Raw genomic sequence first — 17,477 nt, 5'->3', positions numbered from 1 at the left:
ACATGTTGCCACCAAGCATGCATCATGAAGTTTCGGCGTTAATTAGCACCGCCAATATAGAAAGTGATAGAAAGCAGCGTCTATGGCGGGAACGTTTTGCTTACGCGCCAATGGAGTTTCAATTGCTTCCGGCCGAGATTAACAATGAACATATCAACATAATTGAGCGGGCCATTCTGGATAAACTTACTCTGACCATGTCGTATCGTAAACGAGGTGCGCAAACCCCATCGCAATATGATGTCACTCCATTAGGCGTGACCTTACACGGCAACAGTTTTTACTTATTGGCCAAGAGAAATGACATAGATGAACATCGAACATTCGCAGTCCACCGTATCGAGTCGTTAAAAACAAGCTTTAGCGCACTCAACTATGAAAACGAATTTGATACAGGGACATGGATTGAGAACAACTGGAATTACTTCTCTGGCGGGAATCTCATGGATGTTGTGCTTAGAGTCGAAAACTACAGCGGTGAGCATATTCTGTTTGAAACCAAGTTATCTGACTGTCAAACCATTGTCGAGGAGCAAGAAGATTATACTGTAATAAGAGCCAACGTCCGCGACTGCAATGGGTTCGAGTGGTGGCTACTCAAACACATCAATATTGTAGAAGTGCTTGAACCGCAAGCGTTACGGCAAAAGCTGTTAAGCAAAATTAATGCGGCGCAGACGTTGTATTCGGGTGCCTGCTAACAGTAACGTTAATATGATAAACATCACCGTAACATAAGATCATAAATGTTACGTTCAAGTTTACCCTTCTACCCACTCGACTGTTCGACGAACACAGGGAGTCTATGTGAATAAAAGTCTAAGCAGAATTCTTGTAATACAAAATGATGACATCGTACCGATTGGTGACTTCGGTAAAGCGCTACAACAGCTAGGATGCAAGCTTACAACTCATCATTCTTATATCGACAGCCTTGATAGCTTAGCCACTGCAGACTTTAACGGGTTAGTTGTACTCGGTGGAAGAATGAGTGCCTTTGATGATGACCAAGCGCCATTCTTAGCGGGTGTTGTTGACCTTATTAAAGAGTATCATCGTCAACAGAAGCCCATTTTTGGTATTTGTTTAGGCGCTCAACTTCTTGCTCGCGCTTTTGGCGGTGAATATCGCTCTAATGATGGGTGGGAAGTGGCATTTACTGACTTGTCCATCAACCAAGTTGGTCAACAAGACCCAGTATTATCCGGACTTCCAGAAACTTTATCTATGTACGAGATGCATCAAGATACGCTAGAGCTTCCTTTCGATGCGCAATTGCTGATCACCGGAAAGCACTGCCAAAACCAAGCCTTTAGAGTGGGTCAATTCAGCTACGGCGTTCAATTTCATCCTGAAGCAACCGCTGACATTGTGAATGGCTGGGCCGATAGGGTAGCAACCAATCTAGATGAAACAACGCGCCCTATTCATCAGGCGATGCTCAACACAACGAAAAATCAGTTCCTTAATCAACAAAAGATCTGCAATCATTTGGCGGCAAAGTGGCTTACCCTTGTACACAAACAAATGGTGTAGCAACAAATTGTGCTGCGCAAATAAACTTCTTGCTCTACAATGTCGCCCCACTCAAATTGAGCCCGTAAGTTGGTTTCGTTATGGCCGGTAAGCCTAACCTTATTGAAGCAATGCAGAACATTATTGATGACGTAAAACATCAATTTCCTTTGTATGACGAAGACACGTTTGTGTGTGGGCCAGATAACAGCTGCCAAGGCTGCCCGAAGAAACTGATGGAATTGGTCGATAGCGATTTAACCTATTGGGAACACCAAGTCCAACGAGGCATAGCGCCAACATTTGAAGAGCTAAATCGCTTTGGGAAGATGTGTAAGAATGTGAGGCGCGCGCTAGTTCGAAATGGCCGTATTATGGACAACCATTAACAACAGCTTAAAGGTGTTTTTGCATTTCGATGGTATGCCAAATTTCGCCATTAAAGATCCGGCTGCCCTGAATCTTGTCGACCTCGATAAACCCTAACCCTAAGTAACACCGCCTCGCACTGGTGTTTGGCTCAAAAACAGCCAAAGACAGCTCATTACAGCCAAAACGTGACTGAGCTTTGTCTATTGCGCGAGTCACCAAGATTTTAGATAAGCCTCGGCCGCGAAATGGGTCGGCAATGAAAACGCGACACAATCGGTATTTTTTGGCCTCAAGGTGACGCAGCTCTATAAAGCCCGCATTTTGTCCATCGACTTGGAAAAGATAAGAGTGCACTTCCGGTTGGTCACAATGTTTGGCGATTTGTTCTGCGGTTAATGGGTGAACGTATAGCGGCCCACCCCATTGATAATTGAGCTGCTCTGAATCGACCCACCCCAAGAGTACGTCAAAATCCTTTTCTTTAAACGGTACCAATTCCATTACTTGTACTCTTTTTAGATACTCATGAATAACTCAAAGAAAGACCGACGCCGACATCTTGGACTTGCGCGCAATGTGACAATTTGATTTTGTGCTCAAGGCCCGTGCAATGACATGGATGAATGGTATCAATGGCATGTTCTTCAAAGTATTTCAACGTGCCTTCCGATTGCGCCTTGCTTGCTTCAAGTAGATGAAAGCCACCAATCACATCCAAGATTCTATCTTCATTGCAGACCTGCTTTGCGTATTCAATGATATTGCAAATCCCTGCATGTGAGCAGCCAGTGATGATCACCAAACCATCTTCTGATTGATACACCATTGCAGAGTCGTCTCGAACGTAGTCGTCCTGCAACCCACTCTCATGTTCGTATAATCCAACCGGTTCAATGTTTTCGAAATCGTTCGTTCTTGGGATTTCACCAAGAAAAACCAAATTCTTGGTGAGCCATATTGGTTTAGTGCTAAGTTGGGTATCAAAATACTTAGCCACTTTGCTGCCATCCAATACCGAACCAATTTCACCACCGTCGTATTCTTTATACGAAAAAGCGTCGGGATGGGCGACCAAGGTTGGGCTGTTATGTTGGGTGGATTCGGCTTTGGCTTCTGAATAGAGCTTCGAAAGTGGCACGAGCCCACCAGTATGGTCGTTGTGACCATGCGAAATCACCACAAAGTCTATGTCGAGCAGCGACTCTTTCATCTTAATCGCATTTTGAATGAAAACATCTGAGTAACCGACATCAAAAAGAATTTTCGTATCGCCATCTGTGACCAAATAAGAAACGCCCGGCTCCCCTAGAAAATAGCGATCGATGATGGTGTTATTGTCTACCAATACTTTTAGTTCCACTCAGTGATTCCTTTTCATAGCAAATTTTAGTACTTTCAATATGCCACAACAGGCAGCGCAACTTAAGCGGTAATTGCCCTTACTCTGTTGATTTTATTTGTTATTACAACGAAATAAACCATACGGCACACTATAACCCTCGCTTGAAATTTCGTATTTATCTTCAAAAAAAGACGCTCACTCAATGCTCAAATGGTTGCTCATCGCATTACAATAAATGATAATAACTCTCATTAAATAGGGAGGAGTCATGGGTAATCTCGTCAACAGTCTAACGCAGGCCAAACATTTAATGGGATGCTGCGATACGATCGTTTTAGGGCCTCAGTGTACTGCTCAAATCGTGAATTACCGTGCTAGCGCTGATACGGTTATCAATGATCCTGTCGATTCTGGCTGCTATATCAGTGTCATGGGTGCGAATGACGCCTATTCACCTAACTATCCTGACTACCCTGCTTCTTCATTCGAAAACCGCTTTATGGCGACCGTCATCAGCATGCCATTGAAGAAAGAGACCATCATCTTACCTAAAGGCGGGAAAATGCAGGCCATTCGCATGCAGTTTCCACTCAATCATGGCATCGCCAGTTCACTTGCCACCAGCCAGTCGGACGACTTCTTATTGCCATTTGAAGGCTACAGCGCGGGCTGGCAAACGCCACTTTTTCAAGAGCTTACGGCCGTGGTTCGAACGGTATGGGAATGCGAGTACTCAGGCGAAGCACGCAAGATCTGGTTACATGGAAAAATGTTAGAAATACTCGCGCTCATCATGACAAGACCAAAACCACAAAGCCTTGTCGATAGAGCCTGTTCCGAAGTGCAACACAGGCCCGACACCCGTTGGACCATAAAGTCACTTGCTAAAGCGTTAAATACAAACGAATGCTACCTCAAAAGTGCATTTCGAGAAGAGTTAGGCGTCGGCGTTGCGTACTGGATTCAGCATCACCGAATAAGCTTAGCCAAAGACAAACTCCAGCACGGAACTCAGCCTATCACTGACATAGCCTTGTCCCTTGGCTATCAATCTAGCAGTCATTTCACTCAAGTCTTTAAACGCCATGTAGGCATCACGCCGAACAATTTCCGCAATCGAACATAATTTCTCCCATATTTGACAGCCAGATCTTGCCCATTAAACGAGAATAGTTCCTATTAAGGAGTTGTTTATGCATTTAGTTCAAACCATGACGCGTAAAGACGCGTTTTTTACCATGCTCAGAAGTGAAACACTGCGCGTGTACGCTTCGATTATATTTGCTTTGCTTGCCACTATAGTTGAATTCATCCCTTGGATTGCCGTGTATTTGGCAATTGAAGCCATCATGAACCAAGGCTCTGTAGTTGTTCTTTCTGTTGTCATTGCTTCCGCGCTATTGGTTCGCTATGTGTTCTACATCGCTGCGGTTTGGCAGGCGCACCTTGTGGCTTATCATGTCATTCAAAAAGTAAGACAACACATGGTGAAAGTACTCGGTGCCATGCCATTGGAGCAGCTACAACGCTACAAACGCGCCGATCTAGAAAAGCGTATTTCTAACGATTGCCAACAATTAGAGCCGCTCATTGCGCACCACGGCACCGACATCATTAACGGCTTACTGATGCCAATATTGCTTTCAGGACTGCTTTTTTACATCGACTGGCGTATTGCGCTGATCGCTTTCATCCCCTTGCCTATTGCAGCAACCATTCAAATTCTCATGATGAAAGGGTTCAGTGGCCGTTTCGAGAAGTACCAAAGCATCGTAGCCACCATGCATTCAGCACAGCTTGAATTCCTACGTAGCATTGGCGTCATGAAATTGTTTTCCGTCGATGCGCAAAGCTACCAACAACTGCATAAAGCCATGGAAAAGCACAATAAAATGGTTTCCAGTTACACTAAGCAACTCATCACTGCATGGGTTGGCTTTATCACCATCGCTCAAACGTCTTTCATTCTTGTGGTCCCTGTCGCTATTGGCTTTACCATGCAGGGTCAGTTGTCTATTGCCGAACTCATCATGATCTCTGCCATTACCGCTGGCCTGTTAAAGCCATGGCTCGACTTAACTCAGGTTTTCGGCCAAGCTCAACAGTCGTTTTTGTGTTTAGACCGATTGATCCCCTTGTTCGGTTATTCGGAAACAAACTTGGCCTTATACTCAGGCTCTGTGCAAACGCTAAGCTGTCAGAAACTGTACTTAGACAGAGGCGAGCAATCTGTCCTACGAGACATCAATGCCTCGTTAAGTTCAGGAGATCGCGTGTTCATTCAAGGCCCTTCCGGTTCTGGTAAAAGCTCGCTCATCGAGGTACTCACGGGGGCTTTGAGTGCGACACAGGGCGGTTGGTATATCAACGATCAAGCCGTCTCGACTCTTACGGATCAAAATCGAGCCAAATATGTTGCGGTGGTTAGCCAGCACAGTCAATTTTTCAGTGGCAGCATTCGAGATAACCTCTTACTTTCCTACCCAAAATGCGACGATATTACGGTTTGGCAAACCCTCGATAGATTGGAACTGACTACATTAATTCGCGCCTTACCTAATCAGCTTGATACCGACATGGGAGAAACACACCGCACATTCAGTGGCGGAGAAATGCAACGATTGGCTATCGCTCGAGCCTTGTTGGCCAACACACCTATTCTGGTCTTGGATGAAGCCACTGCTCACTTGGATCAAAAATCAGAACTCAGCATATTGGATTCAATTCACCACGCTTTTCCTGATCAAATTCAGATCATCATCAACCACAGAACCCGCGGCAAGGGTTCGTCGCTGACTAACGCAGTCGCCAGCACCATGATTCGCCCTACACAGCATTGGACTATTGATAACGGCTCGTTAAAGGAATGCACACATGGATAACGTTCGATTTCTTTTGCAATACAGTAAAGCCAGCAGCCACGATTTTTTTGTTGGCATTGCAGGTAAAATGTTCACGGAGTTATTATCCGCCATCGTGTGGGCCATGATATTTGTTTTTCTCTATACGCAAGATGCGCCTCAGTTAACGTGGTTGTTATGCATTTCAGGAGCAGTGGTTACATTACAATGGTTCTCGGGCCAAACCGCTAAACAAAGTTTTCTTGGTGCATACGACATCACGCATCACTTACGTAGCCAGTTGTTATCAGACATACGTAAGCAGCCTTTGGCGCAATTAATCGGCAAAGGGCTTGGCGAGCGAATGAAGCTGGTCACCACCGACCTTAAATTATTTGAAGACATCTTCAGTCACCTCGTGGCGGACTTTTTTGCCGCTTGGGTGATCCCCGCCTGTATGCTGGTGTTTATGCTGTGGGTGTCACCAACACTGGCGGCGGTACTGGCCTTATTTGTCGCCCTCGCCATCTTAGTGCTGATGATGGCAGAAGGTCGACTAAGCCGTATGGCCAAAGACAACCACAAGCATACGACCCAAAGTGCTAATCAAATCTTTGAGTTTATCGCTTGTTTACCGATGCTAAAAAGCTTTGGTCGCTCCGAAAGGTTGTCTGCCCCTCTCAACCAACGCATCGAACAAGTAAGGCAAAGCGGGCTCGGCTTAGAATGGGCTGGGGGTACAGGTGTTATGGGCGCAACGTTAATACTTGAGTTGAGCCTACCCGCTATGATCGCCGTCGCATCAACTTTGTATGGCTATGGTGCCATTTCTTTAACGGACTGCCTTGCTGCCATTTTGGCCACCATTGCTACGGTTCGCCCTTTGGCCCGTCTTGCTTTGTTCTCGACACTTCTGCGGTTGTTTATCAATTCAGCTCGTCGATTGCGAGAGCTCGCCTCTTCTCCTCAACAAACCCAGAAGGGACAGGCACCGAATCATTATGATATTTCGCTGGAAAAAGTGAGCCTAACGTTCGGGGAGCAAACCGTATTAAATAGCATTGATTTGATTGTTTCTGAGGGTGAGCACGTCGCTATTGTCGGTCCCAGTGGATCAGGTAAGTCTAGCCTTTTGCACCTTATTGCGGCTTTCCATAACCCAACACATGGGCTTATTAAGATTGGCGGTAAAACACTAGAGGACATAGGAACAGAGCAGTTGTATCAGCACATCAGCTACGTGACGCAAGAAGTACAGTTGTTTGCAGGCAGCTTGAAAGACAATCTGTTAATTGCAAATAACAACGCGAGTTTAGCGCAATTACAAGAGGCGGTTTCCAACGCAGGATTGAATGAATTACTGCAACGTTTACCTCAAGGGCTAGACAGTGAGGTTGGCGAAAATGGCTGCCAATTATCTGGAGGAGAAAGACAACGTTTGAGTTTGGCTCGCGCCCTACTTCATAACGCGCCTATCGTGCTTTTGGATGAGTTCACATCGGCCTTGGATCAGGTAAAACAAAAAGAGGTGCTCGGTACACTCGAACAACTTTGCAAAGGCAAAACTCTCGTTACCGTCGCACATCGCTTAGACACCGTCACCGATGCCGATACCATCTATTTGTTAAACAAAGGAAAGATCGTCGCCAATGGCAATCATAATGAATTGTTAAACAACAACTCTCAGTATCAAGAGTTATGGTATGCAGGGAGAGTCGCCTAAACGAGCCATTAAAGCGTGCTCTCCTTACCAAAAGCTCTCTTGACGGAGGGTGAGCACGCTTAAGACCATTTAGTCAGAAAGGTAATATTCAACCGTAGAAACAACACGCAATTTTTTAATGTGTGCGGTATTGCTGTCTCGATCTGAAATACTGAAACGGCCTTGAGAAGCACGCTTGATTTTACCCAACTGGCTTTGCGAATCCGCGGCAAACTTCTGCGCGACTTCTCTTGCCTGACGGGTTGCTTCTTCTACCATTTCTGGCTTTACGTCATTTAGCTGAGTGAAAAGGTATTCAGGTTGGCTGCTATAGCTGTCTTGGTTTAAAACCAACCCTAGCTTTCCAAGCTCGCCAAGTTTGTTCATTACACCTCGAACCGTGTCCACTTTGGTACTGTATATCGTGATGCTCTGGTTAGCAAGATAGCGAAACTCAACATAACTATCGCCGTACTGTTGGGCTTTTTTATCCACGACACTTGGCGAAGAGAGCGAAAACTCTGAATCCTCTATGCCTTGTTCAATTAAAAACTCCCGCACTTGCTTGGTTTGTGTTTCGAGGGTTTGATACACTTTTTGCAAATCGTTGTCGGCAACCGTTAACTCAATTGGCCAAATAACGGTGTCTGCTGGGTATTCCCTTTCAGACAAGCCTTTCACCGTCACTACCCGCTCGTAGCTTTTAAAACTGATAACAGCCTGCTGCAACTGGAAACCCAGCAACGCAAGCCCAAGTACAAGGCCCACACCAATGGCCCAAGATGATTTTGAAGTAGTCATAAAAACTTACCTCCTAATTGTAGGTTTTAGTGAGTTCATATTACTCTTGAAATCAAACAGGTACAGTCATGATTTGTCAGCGTTCGGTAAAGCTATGGTAGATCGTCAATATCGATTGTTCAGATTGATGGATTTTCACCCAGATCAACGGAGCCATCACAAGGAAACGACGATGAATGTTTCTCCGTCACGAGAGACAAAAATGAACTAAAGACGTCAATTAGTACTAAGCCGTCGCAATACAAGTACTTGTTGAAAATAGCTAAAGTGTATTTATTACCTACCCACCAAAACAATTAACCTATTCGTAACAAAAATCACACCAAGTCTTCATTAACCACTCTTATTATCGCCAAGCTCACAATCACTAAGGATGCAAAATGAAACTTGCACATTGCTTCGGCGCAACGCTATTACTTGCTACGTCATCCCACGTTTACTCAAAAGAAACGATCACAGTCTATACCGCTTTTGAAACAGACTTATTGGCCGATTTCAAAAATACATTTCAAAAAAGCCATCCCGATATCGACATTAATTGGGTTCGAGATTCAACGGGCGTCATCACCGCTAAGTTGCTCGCTGAAGGGAAAAATACCCAAGCAGATGTTATTTGGGGTCTGGCAGGTTCTTCACTGGCACTACTTAAAGAGCAAGGCGTCATCAAGCCCTTTACTCCCGTGGGCTTACAATCATTAAAATCGACCATGATCGATCCTCAAGAAAATCAAGCTTGGTATGGTCACGACGCTTTTTTCAACGTTGTCTGTTTTAACGAAATTATCGCCAAGCAGCTTAACTTACCTAAGCCCACCACCTGGGAAGACCTCACCAACCCGATTTACAAAGGCCACATCGTCATGCCTAACCCGAGTTCTTCCGGTACGGGCTATACCCAAGTTTCAGCATGGTTACAAACAATGGGTAATGAACAAGGCTGGGATTACATGACGCGCTTAGACAATAACATCGTCAGGTACACCCATTCAGGCTCAAAACCATGCGTTGAGTCAGCCCAAGGAGAAGCGGTGATTGGTATCTCATTCGCACTTCGCGCCGCTAAGCTCAAATCGCAGGGTGCCCCGATTGATTTGATATTACCAAAAGGGATTGGTTGGGATACCGAAGCAGTTGCATTGGTTAATACCGATTCTAAAGCCGCACAAGCCTTGGTGAACTGGTCTATCACCAAAGAAGCCAACGAGCTCTACAACACCGTCTACCCCGTCGTTGCTCATAAAGAGGTCAACGGCGAGGTAGCAAACTACCCCGATGTTGAATCCGCTATTGCTGATATTGATTTTAATGCCATGGCAAACGACCGCGCTGCTGTTTTAAAAAAATGGTCTGCGCATTTTGAATCTCGCACAGAAAACAGAAGCTAATAAGAAGTAGTATTTACATGAATGTATTATCAATTTTTGACACACACTTAACGGTTAACAACACGCCTTTTCATTTCTTCTGGCTGCGTGATAATTGCCCATGCTCAGAGTGCCTACATCCGTCTGGTCAGCGACTACAAGAAGTCATTAACCTTAATCTCGACATCGAGATCATTGACGCCCGATACGATAACGATCAGCTCTTTGTTGAATGGCAGGATGGCCATCAATCAATTTACCCTGATTCGCTTCTATTTCCTTCTGAAGCAGTGAGTCTTAGTTCCGATACCGATGAAGGTATAACGCTATGGGGCAGCCAATTAGATCAAGCCGCATTCAGTATTGATTACCGCGACCTTGATAAACCAGAATCAAAATATCAGTGGCTTAATCATGTCAATACACATGGCATTGCGTTTCTTCATCATGTACCTAATCACGATCAGCAACTATTAGAAGTCGTCGATAAATTCGGTTACGTTCGTGAAACCAATTACGGCAAATACTTCGAAGTCATCACCAAAGATAACCCAGAGAATCTGGCCTTTACACCGAAGCCACTGAGCCTGCATACCGATAACCCTTATCGCCACCCTGTCCCTAGCTTGCAATTATTGCACTGTTTAGTGGCGGCACCTGAAGGTGGTATTACCGCCCTAGCCGATGGCTTTTATGCTGCGCAGATAGTAAAAGAACGCTATAAGCATCACTTCGACATCTTGAACAGCGCCATTCTGAGCTACCGCTTTAAAAGCACCGAAGCAGACCTACAAAGCTGTGGCAGTGTTATTGAAACAGATAGCCAAGGTAAAGTTACGAAAGTACGCCTTAACAACCGCTCTATTCAAACTATCCGCTTGCCATTCGATGAACAGCGCGCTTTTTACGAAGCCTACCAATGCTTTATGGCGGTGCTACACAGTGAAGAATGTAAGTTCACTTGCAAGCTACAGCCTGGCGAATTAATGATGTTTGATAACGAGCGTGTGCTGCATGGTCGTGAAGTGGCCGCTATAGGTAAGCGTCATTTGCAGGGATGCTATGCCGACAAGGACTCCTTACTGAGTACCATGCGTACCATTCAAGGAGAGCGACAATGAAAGTTATCGATTTTATCCACCAGCAATTCATCGAGAACGGTCATGTCGCCTATGGTGAACGTATCTCTATGGCTGAACACATGATGCAATCCGCGTACTTTGCCGAAAAGAAAAACAGCACTCGCGAAGTGGTTGTCGCCGCTTTTTTGCATGATTTTGGCCATTTAATTTTAGGGCTTCCTGAAGATATAACAGAAAACGGTATAGACGGTTTCCACGAAAATATTGGCGCTGATTTTCTACGCCCATATCTGCCAAGCAGTATCCTTGACCCAATTCAGCTTCATGTCGCGGCAAAGCGCTACCTGTGTACGGTAAAGCCCGGCTACATGGCTAAACTCAGCCAAGCATCGAAAGACACTTTGCATGTCCAAGGTGGAATAATGAGCGATGGTGAAGTACAACTATTTGAAGCTGAGACTTACCACAAAGATGCGATTCAAGTGAGATTATTTGACGACCTAGGCAAAGAAGAAGCATTAGCGCATCCTAGTCTTGATTACTACCTAGCATTAACCGAACAATGCTTAACCCAAGCACTGCTGATTTCAAATAACAGCATGAAGGCAGAAACGTCCTTGCACACAGACAGCTGTTCAAGCACCTAACCTGCCTCCACGACTAAAGCCACACAATATACGATGAGCAGCCAGTAACGAGTGAACCACCACCACGATACTAAAACAGCTGCTCACTATTTAGAACATGCCCTAACCGGACACACACCAAATAGTATGACCAAACGACTGACTTTACCTCGACACCACTCCACTTCTATTCTTCAAAACTTATCCTTCTCTACGCCATTGCTATCTTAGTAAAAAACTCATTGGAAATGTTCATGGCTACAGCAAGAAAGCAGCTTATCTCCGTCGAGGCAACGCCCTACTATCACTGTGTGTCGAGATGTGTAAGGCAAAGTTTTTTATGTGGCAGCGATGCCTCGACTAACAAGAGCTACGAACACCGAAGAGAATGGATTGAGCACAAAATTCAGTCCCTCACTCGCACCTATTGCATTGATGTCTGCGCCTATGCGGTGATGTCGAATCATTACCATTTGGTGTTGCACATCAATCGCGACAAGGCTCTTAGATTAACACTGGATGAAGTGATTGAGCGTTGGAGTCAGTCTCACAAGTTGCCTGTCTTGGTTCAGCGTTGGCTAAGAAAGGAATTAAAGACCCAAGCAGAGCAAGATAAGTGCATAGAAATCATCAATATCTGGCGAGAGAGGTTATGGTCATTAAGTTGGTTCATGAAAGAGCTCAACTACGACATTGCATGTAAAGCCAATCAGGAGGATGAATGTACTGGCCACTTTTGGGAAAGTCGCTTCAAAAGCCAAGCGCTGCTTGATGAAAAGGCCTTAGCCGCTGCCATGACCTATGTGGACTTAAATCCGGTTCGCGCGGGGATAGCGAAGTCCCCTGAACACTCTGAATTTACCTCAATAAAAGCAAGGCTAAAGGCGCTTAATGACAACCTTGTAACCGCGCCTTGTTTGCACCCCTTTATTGGCAATGCAACAAACAAGTTGATGGATGGAATACCTTTTAGATTAATAGATTACATCGAATTAGTAGATTGGACAGCAAGGCAGTTTCGAGAGAATAAAGCAACAATGGCTAACAATTTGCCACCCATTTTGGAGAGACTTAATTTCAATCAAAGTGATTGGCTTGAAGTCTGTACCACGCTTGAAAGGAAACGTTCCACAGCAATAGGCTCACCGAGTAGTCTTGCACAAGCCAAAACGGCACTAGGTAAAACAAAAATTCACTGTTATCAGCTCGAATAAAAGAAATGTTCGCATTTTATAATCACAAACACTACGCCAGCATTAAGTTGGCTAACTGCATCTAAATCATAAACTCACAAACAGTCACTTTTCTTAAACATACCACCTTACGACCTTCTTCCCACATACCAAAATTAATCAAGACAGTTCGATTGTACTGATTGCGTAAATCATTCAGGCTAAATCGTATTTAGTGTGTGTCCATGTTTTTGAGCTTTAGGTGCCTGTCCATGTAGTTGCCTTTAGGTGCCTGTCCATGTAGTTGCCTGTCCATGTAGTTGCCTGTCCATGTAGTTGCCTGTCCATGTAGTTGGTCCATGTAGTTGACCGAAGCTTACTCACACTCAATGGAGGCACAAATTTGTAAAATTCAGGTTAACAGTCTCAAGGGTGTGAGCTAAGCGGCTCATTTTTCTTCCAAAACTTGGTAAAACGGTACGGTCATAATCAATAGGAAGAACCATGATAAAAGCACTGCTGTTTGATATGGATGGGCTGATTTTCGATAGTGAGCACATTTACAAGGCTGCGTGGCAATATGCAGCCAAAGAACAAGGACTGGATCTGACCGACGATGTCTACCAGCACTTCATCGGCACTCAAGATCCGGAATGTGAACGGCTGCTTGAAGCGGAATTTGGTGATAAGTTGGATCTAGAGCGCTATCGCAGCGTGTGCAAACAAGAATTGCGCAATCAACGCGCCGTTGGTGTGGTTTACAAAATGGGGTTCGACCGCTTATTCGCAACGCTAAAAAAACACGGCTTGAAGTGTGCGTTAGTCACCTCGTCTCATCGCCCAGAAGTCGAGCATCACTTCAAACATTCAGACTATCTGAATCAGTTTGATGCCATCGTGACAGCAGAAGATATTGAACACGGAAAGCCACAACCCGATTGTTACCTTCGTGCGACTCAGTTATTAGCGATAGAGCCCAAGCACTGCCTCGTGTTAGAAGACTCCAATAATGGCATGCAATCTGGGTTAGATGCTGGCTGCATGGCCGCAATGGTGCCTGATATTTTACCACCCAGAGAAGACATTGCCGCCCGTGCTACGCACATTTTCGACTCACTATTTGATGTGATCCCGCTTGTTGAATCGGAACATGAGGCCACTTGTTAAAAGCTAGCTTATTCGCGCTTCCAAGAAAACTAAGCTTAGGAAGCGCTGATAACAAAGAAAAGACTCGCTAGCACAGTTCCCCATTGAACATTTTAGCCACCACGTTCGGGTTAGAAGGAAAATACCAATGGATGTAAGAGGCAATGGTTTGATGCTTGTACCAAACTGGGTCGGTTTCTCTGCCATATTGCGACACAGGACGCACCAGAATCGCTTCATCGCTCATGGTTCTTGAGTAGTGAAACGTGTGTCCTCTGAGCTCTTCTGTACCAAATTTCGCTTTTACGATACCCAGCGCGGCCAATTTCGGTTGCATTTCAGACTGGGCATTTAACGCGCCAACCAGAGTTTGAACTTCACCTTGCTTGTTGGTTAGAGACTGGCTCAAATACAACATGCCACCACACTCTGCCAAACACGGCTTCTGCTGGCTAATATGTTCGTTTATCTCAGCCATCAAACTTGCGTTATTGGCAAGTTCGGCCAAGTTCAGCTCAGGGTAACCACCCGGTAAATACAAGGCATCACAGGTTGGCAAAGTGTCACCGGCGAGGGGCGAAAAATAAACGATGTTTGCACCCATTTCCTGTAGCAAGTCGATGTTTGCTTGATATAAAAAAGCAAAACTGGCGTCAAAGGCCACGGCGATGGTTTTACCCTCCAGCGCGTAAGAATAGGTTTTATTAGCAGCATCAACTTCGAAACTGAAATCAATCGGTTCAGGGAGCGGTATATCACCATGTTCTGCCAATGCAGACGCGGCTTTGTCCAATCTTTGTTCAATGTCTTCCAGCTCACACGCTTGCACCAAACCTAGGTGGCGCTCAGGCAAACTAAGGTCAGTATCTTTGGCTAGCCAGCCACAAAACTCAACACCGGGTTTTAAGCTTTCTTGCAACATTTCAGCATGTCGAGGCGAGCCGACTCGATTTGCCATCACGCCGAAGATGGAAACGTCTTCTCGATAAGTGGCCAACCCATGTACCAAGGCACCGAAAGTCTGAGCCATGGCTCCAGCGTCTACCACCGCTAGGATGGGAATGCCAAACTTGGCCGCGATGTCGGCACTGGAGCATTGCCCATCAAACATGCCCATCACACCTTCGATTAGGATGATATCGGCTTCTGCTGCGGCTTCGGCTAACAAGCGTCGGCATTCATCTTCTCCGCACATCCATAAATCCAATTGATAAACCGGCGATTGACACGCCAAAGAAAGAAATTGTGGGTCGATAAAATCTGGCCCAGTTTTGAACACCCGAACTTTCTTTCCTTGTTGAGTCAGTAACCTTGCTAATGCGGCGACGACGGTTGTTTTACCACTACCAGAAGATGGCGCGGCAACAACAAGCGCAGGACAGTGCTGTGAGTCAGGTTTGGTATTCATCAAACTTCCTTAATTCTATTGAGTGCTTGTTCCAAGCTTTGCCATTCTTGCTCTGTTTTTGGTAGACCAAAGCGAACTGCGTCTTTTTCATCACATAAACGGGTCAAAATGCCTTGCTGGGCTAACGCGATATGCACTTCTTCTGCGTTATCGAGCTTTACTGTATAAAACAGAAAATGTCCATTAGGTGGCTGGGAAAAATGAGTCGCCAATAACTGCTGCATTCGATCCCCTTCTTTTAGCAATCTTGAACGATTTTGCTGCTGCCATGGGTGATCCGTTAATGCTTGGGCTGCAACAAAACGGCTAGGGCCCGTTAGCGCCCACGGCCCAATGTGAGACCTTGCCCGTTCTAATATCAGGGGACAGGCAAATAGAAATCCGACACGCAGCCCTGCTAGCCCAAAGAATTTTCCAAGCGATCTGAGTACCATGATATTTTCAGGTAACGACTTGGAACCGAAATGACTCGCATAGTGATGAAGGATACTTTGCTCTGGTGTCATGTCCATAAAGGCTTCGTCCACCAGCAATACTGCATCGGGCTTCATTGAACGGCGCCATGCTAACAATTGCTCTGGAGTGAATTTGTCCGTCAATGGGTTATTGGGGTTGATCACCAGTAGCGCATCCAGTTGAACTAAATCGGCTGGCGCTGGCTCTCCATCATAAAAATAATACTCTAACAGCACGCCACTTTGCTTATAGATAAAAGCGGCATTACGCCATGCTAACTGGTGCTCTTTGTAACCAACCTTTGGCAAGCCCACTCTAAAAATAGGCACATCGTCTTGGGCGATGTTAGGCAAGGTTAAGTATCGATTTAAAACCAACTTAGGCAATAACTGAATGGCCGCTTGGCTCCCTGCGACAGGCAGTAGATTGTTGCATTGATAATAACCACAAGCCGCTTCAATTAGTCCGTCTTCGTCTTCTGGTAATCGATTCCAGATTGGTTCTGGGATATTCCCGATTGGGTAAGTGAACGGGCTCACGCCTGTGGAAAGATCCACCCACTCATTAAAAGGGCGTTCAAATTGCTTCGCGTATTGGCGAAGCTTGCCTCCATGATTTAGCATGTCATATCCATTGTATTATCCGAAACGTTAGTTGTGATTATTTCGGTTGTTATTGTATTGATAACAAGCCCGCAATAAGTGACATTGTCACCAACCATATGTGTGTTGTGCTTTGAACCAACTGGCACGCTCGGGCTATGTCTGACCCTGAAGCTTTGATGCCACGCCCCATGAATTGCTTTTGTTTTAACACGCCGTGATAAACCGCTGGGCCACCGATCGCAATACTTAACGCTCCTGCTCCACTGGTCATTACTGGGCCACCGTTCGGGCTTTCACAGTGATCAGCTTGTTGCTTCCAGCAGTTCAACGCAAGATGGGTATTGCCCACTAAGGCGTAGCTTATGGCGGTCAGTCTGGCGGGAAGATAACCAAGGGCATCATCGAGTTTGGCGGCGCACCAGCCAAAATGAATAAAACGCGCGTTTTTATACCCCCACATGGCATCCATAGTATTCGCCATACGAAAAACAATTGCGCCAATTGGCCCCGCAACAAGAAACCAAAATAGAGCACCGTAGATAGCATCGTTGCCGTTTTCCAATACCGACTCAATGGTGGCAGAGGTGATTTGATATTCATCCATTTCACTGGTTTCTCGGCTGACTATCCAACCCACTTTTTCTCTTGCTTGTTCTATGTCTCCTGCGACCAAGGGCCGATGAATCCAATCAGCATGTTGCAATAAGCTCTTTTGACCAATGCACACATACAAGACCAAAGTACTGCTGATCCAATAGAGAAGAAAAGATCCGTGGAAAAGTAGTTCAAATATCCCCCCCGCTATCATCACAAGAGGTAAGGTAGCGCAACACCAAGCAATGATTCCTCGGCGTTTGGTTTTATATTGATGAGCTTGGGAGACATCAAACTCGCTGTCGCGCAGAACATCGAGATTTAAACGTTTCTCTAGCCAATAGAGATAATTGCCGTAGCCGACTAGTGGGTGCCATTTTCTAGGCTCCCCAAATAATCGGTCAAGTAGGCACGCGCTAATTACAGACAACGCCATCCAAAGCACTAATGAC

17 protein-coding genes are annotated in these 17,477 nt (G+C 45.5%); 11 read left to right on the top strand and 6 right to left on the bottom strand.

Going from position 1 to position 17,477, the window contains the following annotated elements; genetic code table 11:
• Positions 1 to 2 precede the first annotated feature (2 nt).
• The 3 genes from VTAP4600_RS23775 (at position 3) to VTAP4600_RS23765 (ending at position 1,904) form a co-directional block, all read left to right on the top strand.
• Positions 3 to 701: a helix-turn-helix transcriptional regulator gene (locus VTAP4600_RS23775; RefSeq protein ID WP_102525168.1), complete on the top strand. Its 699-nt coding sequence runs from the start codon at positions 3 to 5 to the stop codon at positions 699 to 701.
• A gap of 106 nt (positions 702 to 807) precedes the next feature.
• Positions 808 to 1,536 carry a type 1 glutamine amidotransferase gene (locus tag VTAP4600_RS23770; protein WP_102525167.1) on the top strand — a complete coding sequence of 243 codons (729 nt, stop codon included), beginning with the start codon at positions 808 to 810 and terminating at the stop codon, positions 1,534 to 1,536.
• A gap of 80 nt (positions 1,537 to 1,616) precedes the next feature.
• Positions 1,617 to 1,904: a hypothetical protein gene (locus VTAP4600_RS23765; protein WP_102525166.1), complete on the top strand. Its 288-nt coding sequence runs from the start codon at positions 1,617 to 1,619 to the stop codon at positions 1,902 to 1,904.
• Positions 1,905 to 1,911: 7 nt separating this feature from the next.
• Here the strand turns inward: VTAP4600_RS23765 and VTAP4600_RS23760 are convergent, their stop codons facing one another.
• Both VTAP4600_RS23760 and VTAP4600_RS23755 read right to left on the bottom strand, forming a co-directional pair.
• The gene (locus VTAP4600_RS23760) at positions 1,912 to 2,388 is read right to left on the bottom strand and encodes a GNAT family N-acetyltransferase (RefSeq protein WP_102525165.1); all 477 of its coding nucleotides are present in this window, start codon (positions 2,386 to 2,388) and stop codon (positions 1,912 to 1,914) included.
• Positions 2,389 to 2,410: 22 nt separating this feature from the next.
• Complete coding sequence (locus VTAP4600_RS23755; protein ID WP_102525164.1) at positions 2,411 to 3,247, bottom strand: MBL fold metallo-hydrolase; 837 nt, start codon at positions 3,245 to 3,247, stop codon at positions 2,411 to 2,413.
• A gap of 250 nt (positions 3,248 to 3,497) precedes the next feature.
• Between VTAP4600_RS23755 and VTAP4600_RS23750 the strand changes: the two genes are divergently transcribed.
• From VTAP4600_RS23750 to VTAP4600_RS23740, 3 genes are all read left to right on the top strand, one after another.
• Complete coding sequence (locus VTAP4600_RS23750) at positions 3,498 to 4,355, top strand: helix-turn-helix transcriptional regulator (RefSeq protein ID WP_102525163.1); 858 nt, start codon at positions 3,498 to 3,500, stop codon at positions 4,353 to 4,355.
• Between the two features lie 67 nt (positions 4,356 to 4,422).
• Positions 4,423 to 6,111 carry an ABC transporter ATP-binding protein gene (locus tag VTAP4600_RS23745; protein WP_102525162.1) on the top strand — a complete coding sequence of 563 codons (1,689 nt, stop codon included), beginning with the start codon at positions 4,423 to 4,425 and terminating at the stop codon, positions 6,109 to 6,111.
• On the top strand, positions 6,104 to 7,792 hold the full coding sequence (locus VTAP4600_RS23740; RefSeq protein ID WP_102525161.1) for an ABC transporter ATP-binding protein: 1,689 nt from the start codon (positions 6,104 to 6,106) through the stop codon (positions 7,790 to 7,792). Before VTAP4600_RS23745 ends, VTAP4600_RS23740 begins: the two co-directional genes overlap by 8 nt.
• Positions 7,793 to 7,861: 69 nt before the next feature.
• Here the strand turns inward: VTAP4600_RS23740 and VTAP4600_RS23735 are convergent, their stop codons facing one another.
• The gene (locus VTAP4600_RS23735; RefSeq protein WP_102525160.1) at positions 7,862 to 8,572 is read right to left on the bottom strand and encodes an SIMPL domain-containing protein; all 711 of its coding nucleotides are present in this window, start codon (positions 8,570 to 8,572) and stop codon (positions 7,862 to 7,864) included.
• A 380-nt stretch (positions 8,573 to 8,952) separates the two neighbouring features.
• Here VTAP4600_RS23735 and VTAP4600_RS23730 point away from each other — a divergent pair, with 380 nt between their 5' ends.
• From VTAP4600_RS23730 to VTAP4600_RS23710, 5 genes are all read left to right on the top strand, one after another.
• The gene (locus tag VTAP4600_RS23730; RefSeq protein WP_102525159.1) at positions 8,953 to 9,957 is read left to right on the top strand and encodes a putative 2-aminoethylphosphonate ABC transporter substrate-binding protein; all 1,005 of its coding nucleotides are present in this window, start codon (positions 8,953 to 8,955) and stop codon (positions 9,955 to 9,957) included.
• A gap of 17 nt (positions 9,958 to 9,974) precedes the next feature.
• Entirely contained in the window at positions 9,975 to 11,057 is a 1,083-nt protein-coding gene (locus VTAP4600_RS23725; RefSeq protein WP_102525158.1) for a TauD/TfdA family dioxygenase, read from the top strand.
• Positions 11,054 to 11,665 carry an HD domain-containing protein gene (locus VTAP4600_RS23720; protein ID WP_145958612.1) on the top strand — a complete coding sequence of 204 codons (612 nt, stop codon included), beginning with the start codon at positions 11,054 to 11,056 and terminating at the stop codon, positions 11,663 to 11,665. The genes VTAP4600_RS23725 and VTAP4600_RS23720 overlap by 4 nt, the downstream gene beginning before the upstream one ends.
• Positions 11,666 to 11,898: 233 nt before the next feature.
• Positions 11,899 to 12,858 (top strand): transposase, encoded by a 960-nt coding sequence (locus VTAP4600_RS23715; RefSeq protein WP_172443217.1) that lies wholly within the window; start codon positions 11,899 to 11,901, stop codon positions 12,856 to 12,858.
• A gap of 462 nt (positions 12,859 to 13,320) precedes the next feature.
• On the top strand, positions 13,321 to 13,983 hold the full coding sequence (locus tag VTAP4600_RS23710; RefSeq protein WP_102525157.1) for an HAD family hydrolase: 663 nt from the start codon (positions 13,321 to 13,323) through the stop codon (positions 13,981 to 13,983).
• 67 nt (positions 13,984 to 14,050) lie between these two features.
• Here VTAP4600_RS23710 and VTAP4600_RS23705 read toward each other — a convergent pair whose 3' ends face one another.
• From VTAP4600_RS23705 to cbiB, 3 genes are read right to left on the bottom strand one after another with little or no spacing between them, the layout of a single operon-like run.
• Positions 14,051 to 15,370 (bottom strand): cobyrinic acid a,c-diamide synthase CobB, encoded by a 1,320-nt coding sequence (locus tag VTAP4600_RS23705; RefSeq protein ID WP_102525156.1) that lies wholly within the window; start codon positions 15,368 to 15,370, stop codon positions 14,051 to 14,053.
• On the bottom strand, positions 15,370 to 16,449 hold the full coding sequence (locus tag VTAP4600_RS23700) for a threonine-phosphate decarboxylase (protein ID WP_102525155.1): 1,080 nt from the start codon (positions 16,447 to 16,449) through the stop codon (positions 15,370 to 15,372). Before VTAP4600_RS23700 ends, VTAP4600_RS23705 begins: the two co-directional genes overlap by 1 nt.
• Positions 16,450 to 16,498: 49 nt before the next feature.
• Positions 16,499 to 17,470, bottom strand: a complete 972-nt coding sequence (gene cbiB / locus VTAP4600_RS23695; RefSeq protein ID WP_231898013.1) for an adenosylcobinamide-phosphate synthase CbiB — start codon at positions 17,468 to 17,470, stop codon at positions 16,499 to 16,501.
• Positions 17,471 to 17,477: the final 7 nt, after the last annotated feature.

It is taken from the genome of Vibrio tapetis subsp. tapetis, assembly GCF_900233005.1.
In the GTDB taxonomy this organism is placed as follows: domain Bacteria; phylum Pseudomonadota; class Gammaproteobacteria; order Enterobacterales; family Vibrionaceae; genus Vibrio; species Vibrio tapetis.
This window is presented reverse-complemented; position numbering and strand designations above follow the sequence as displayed.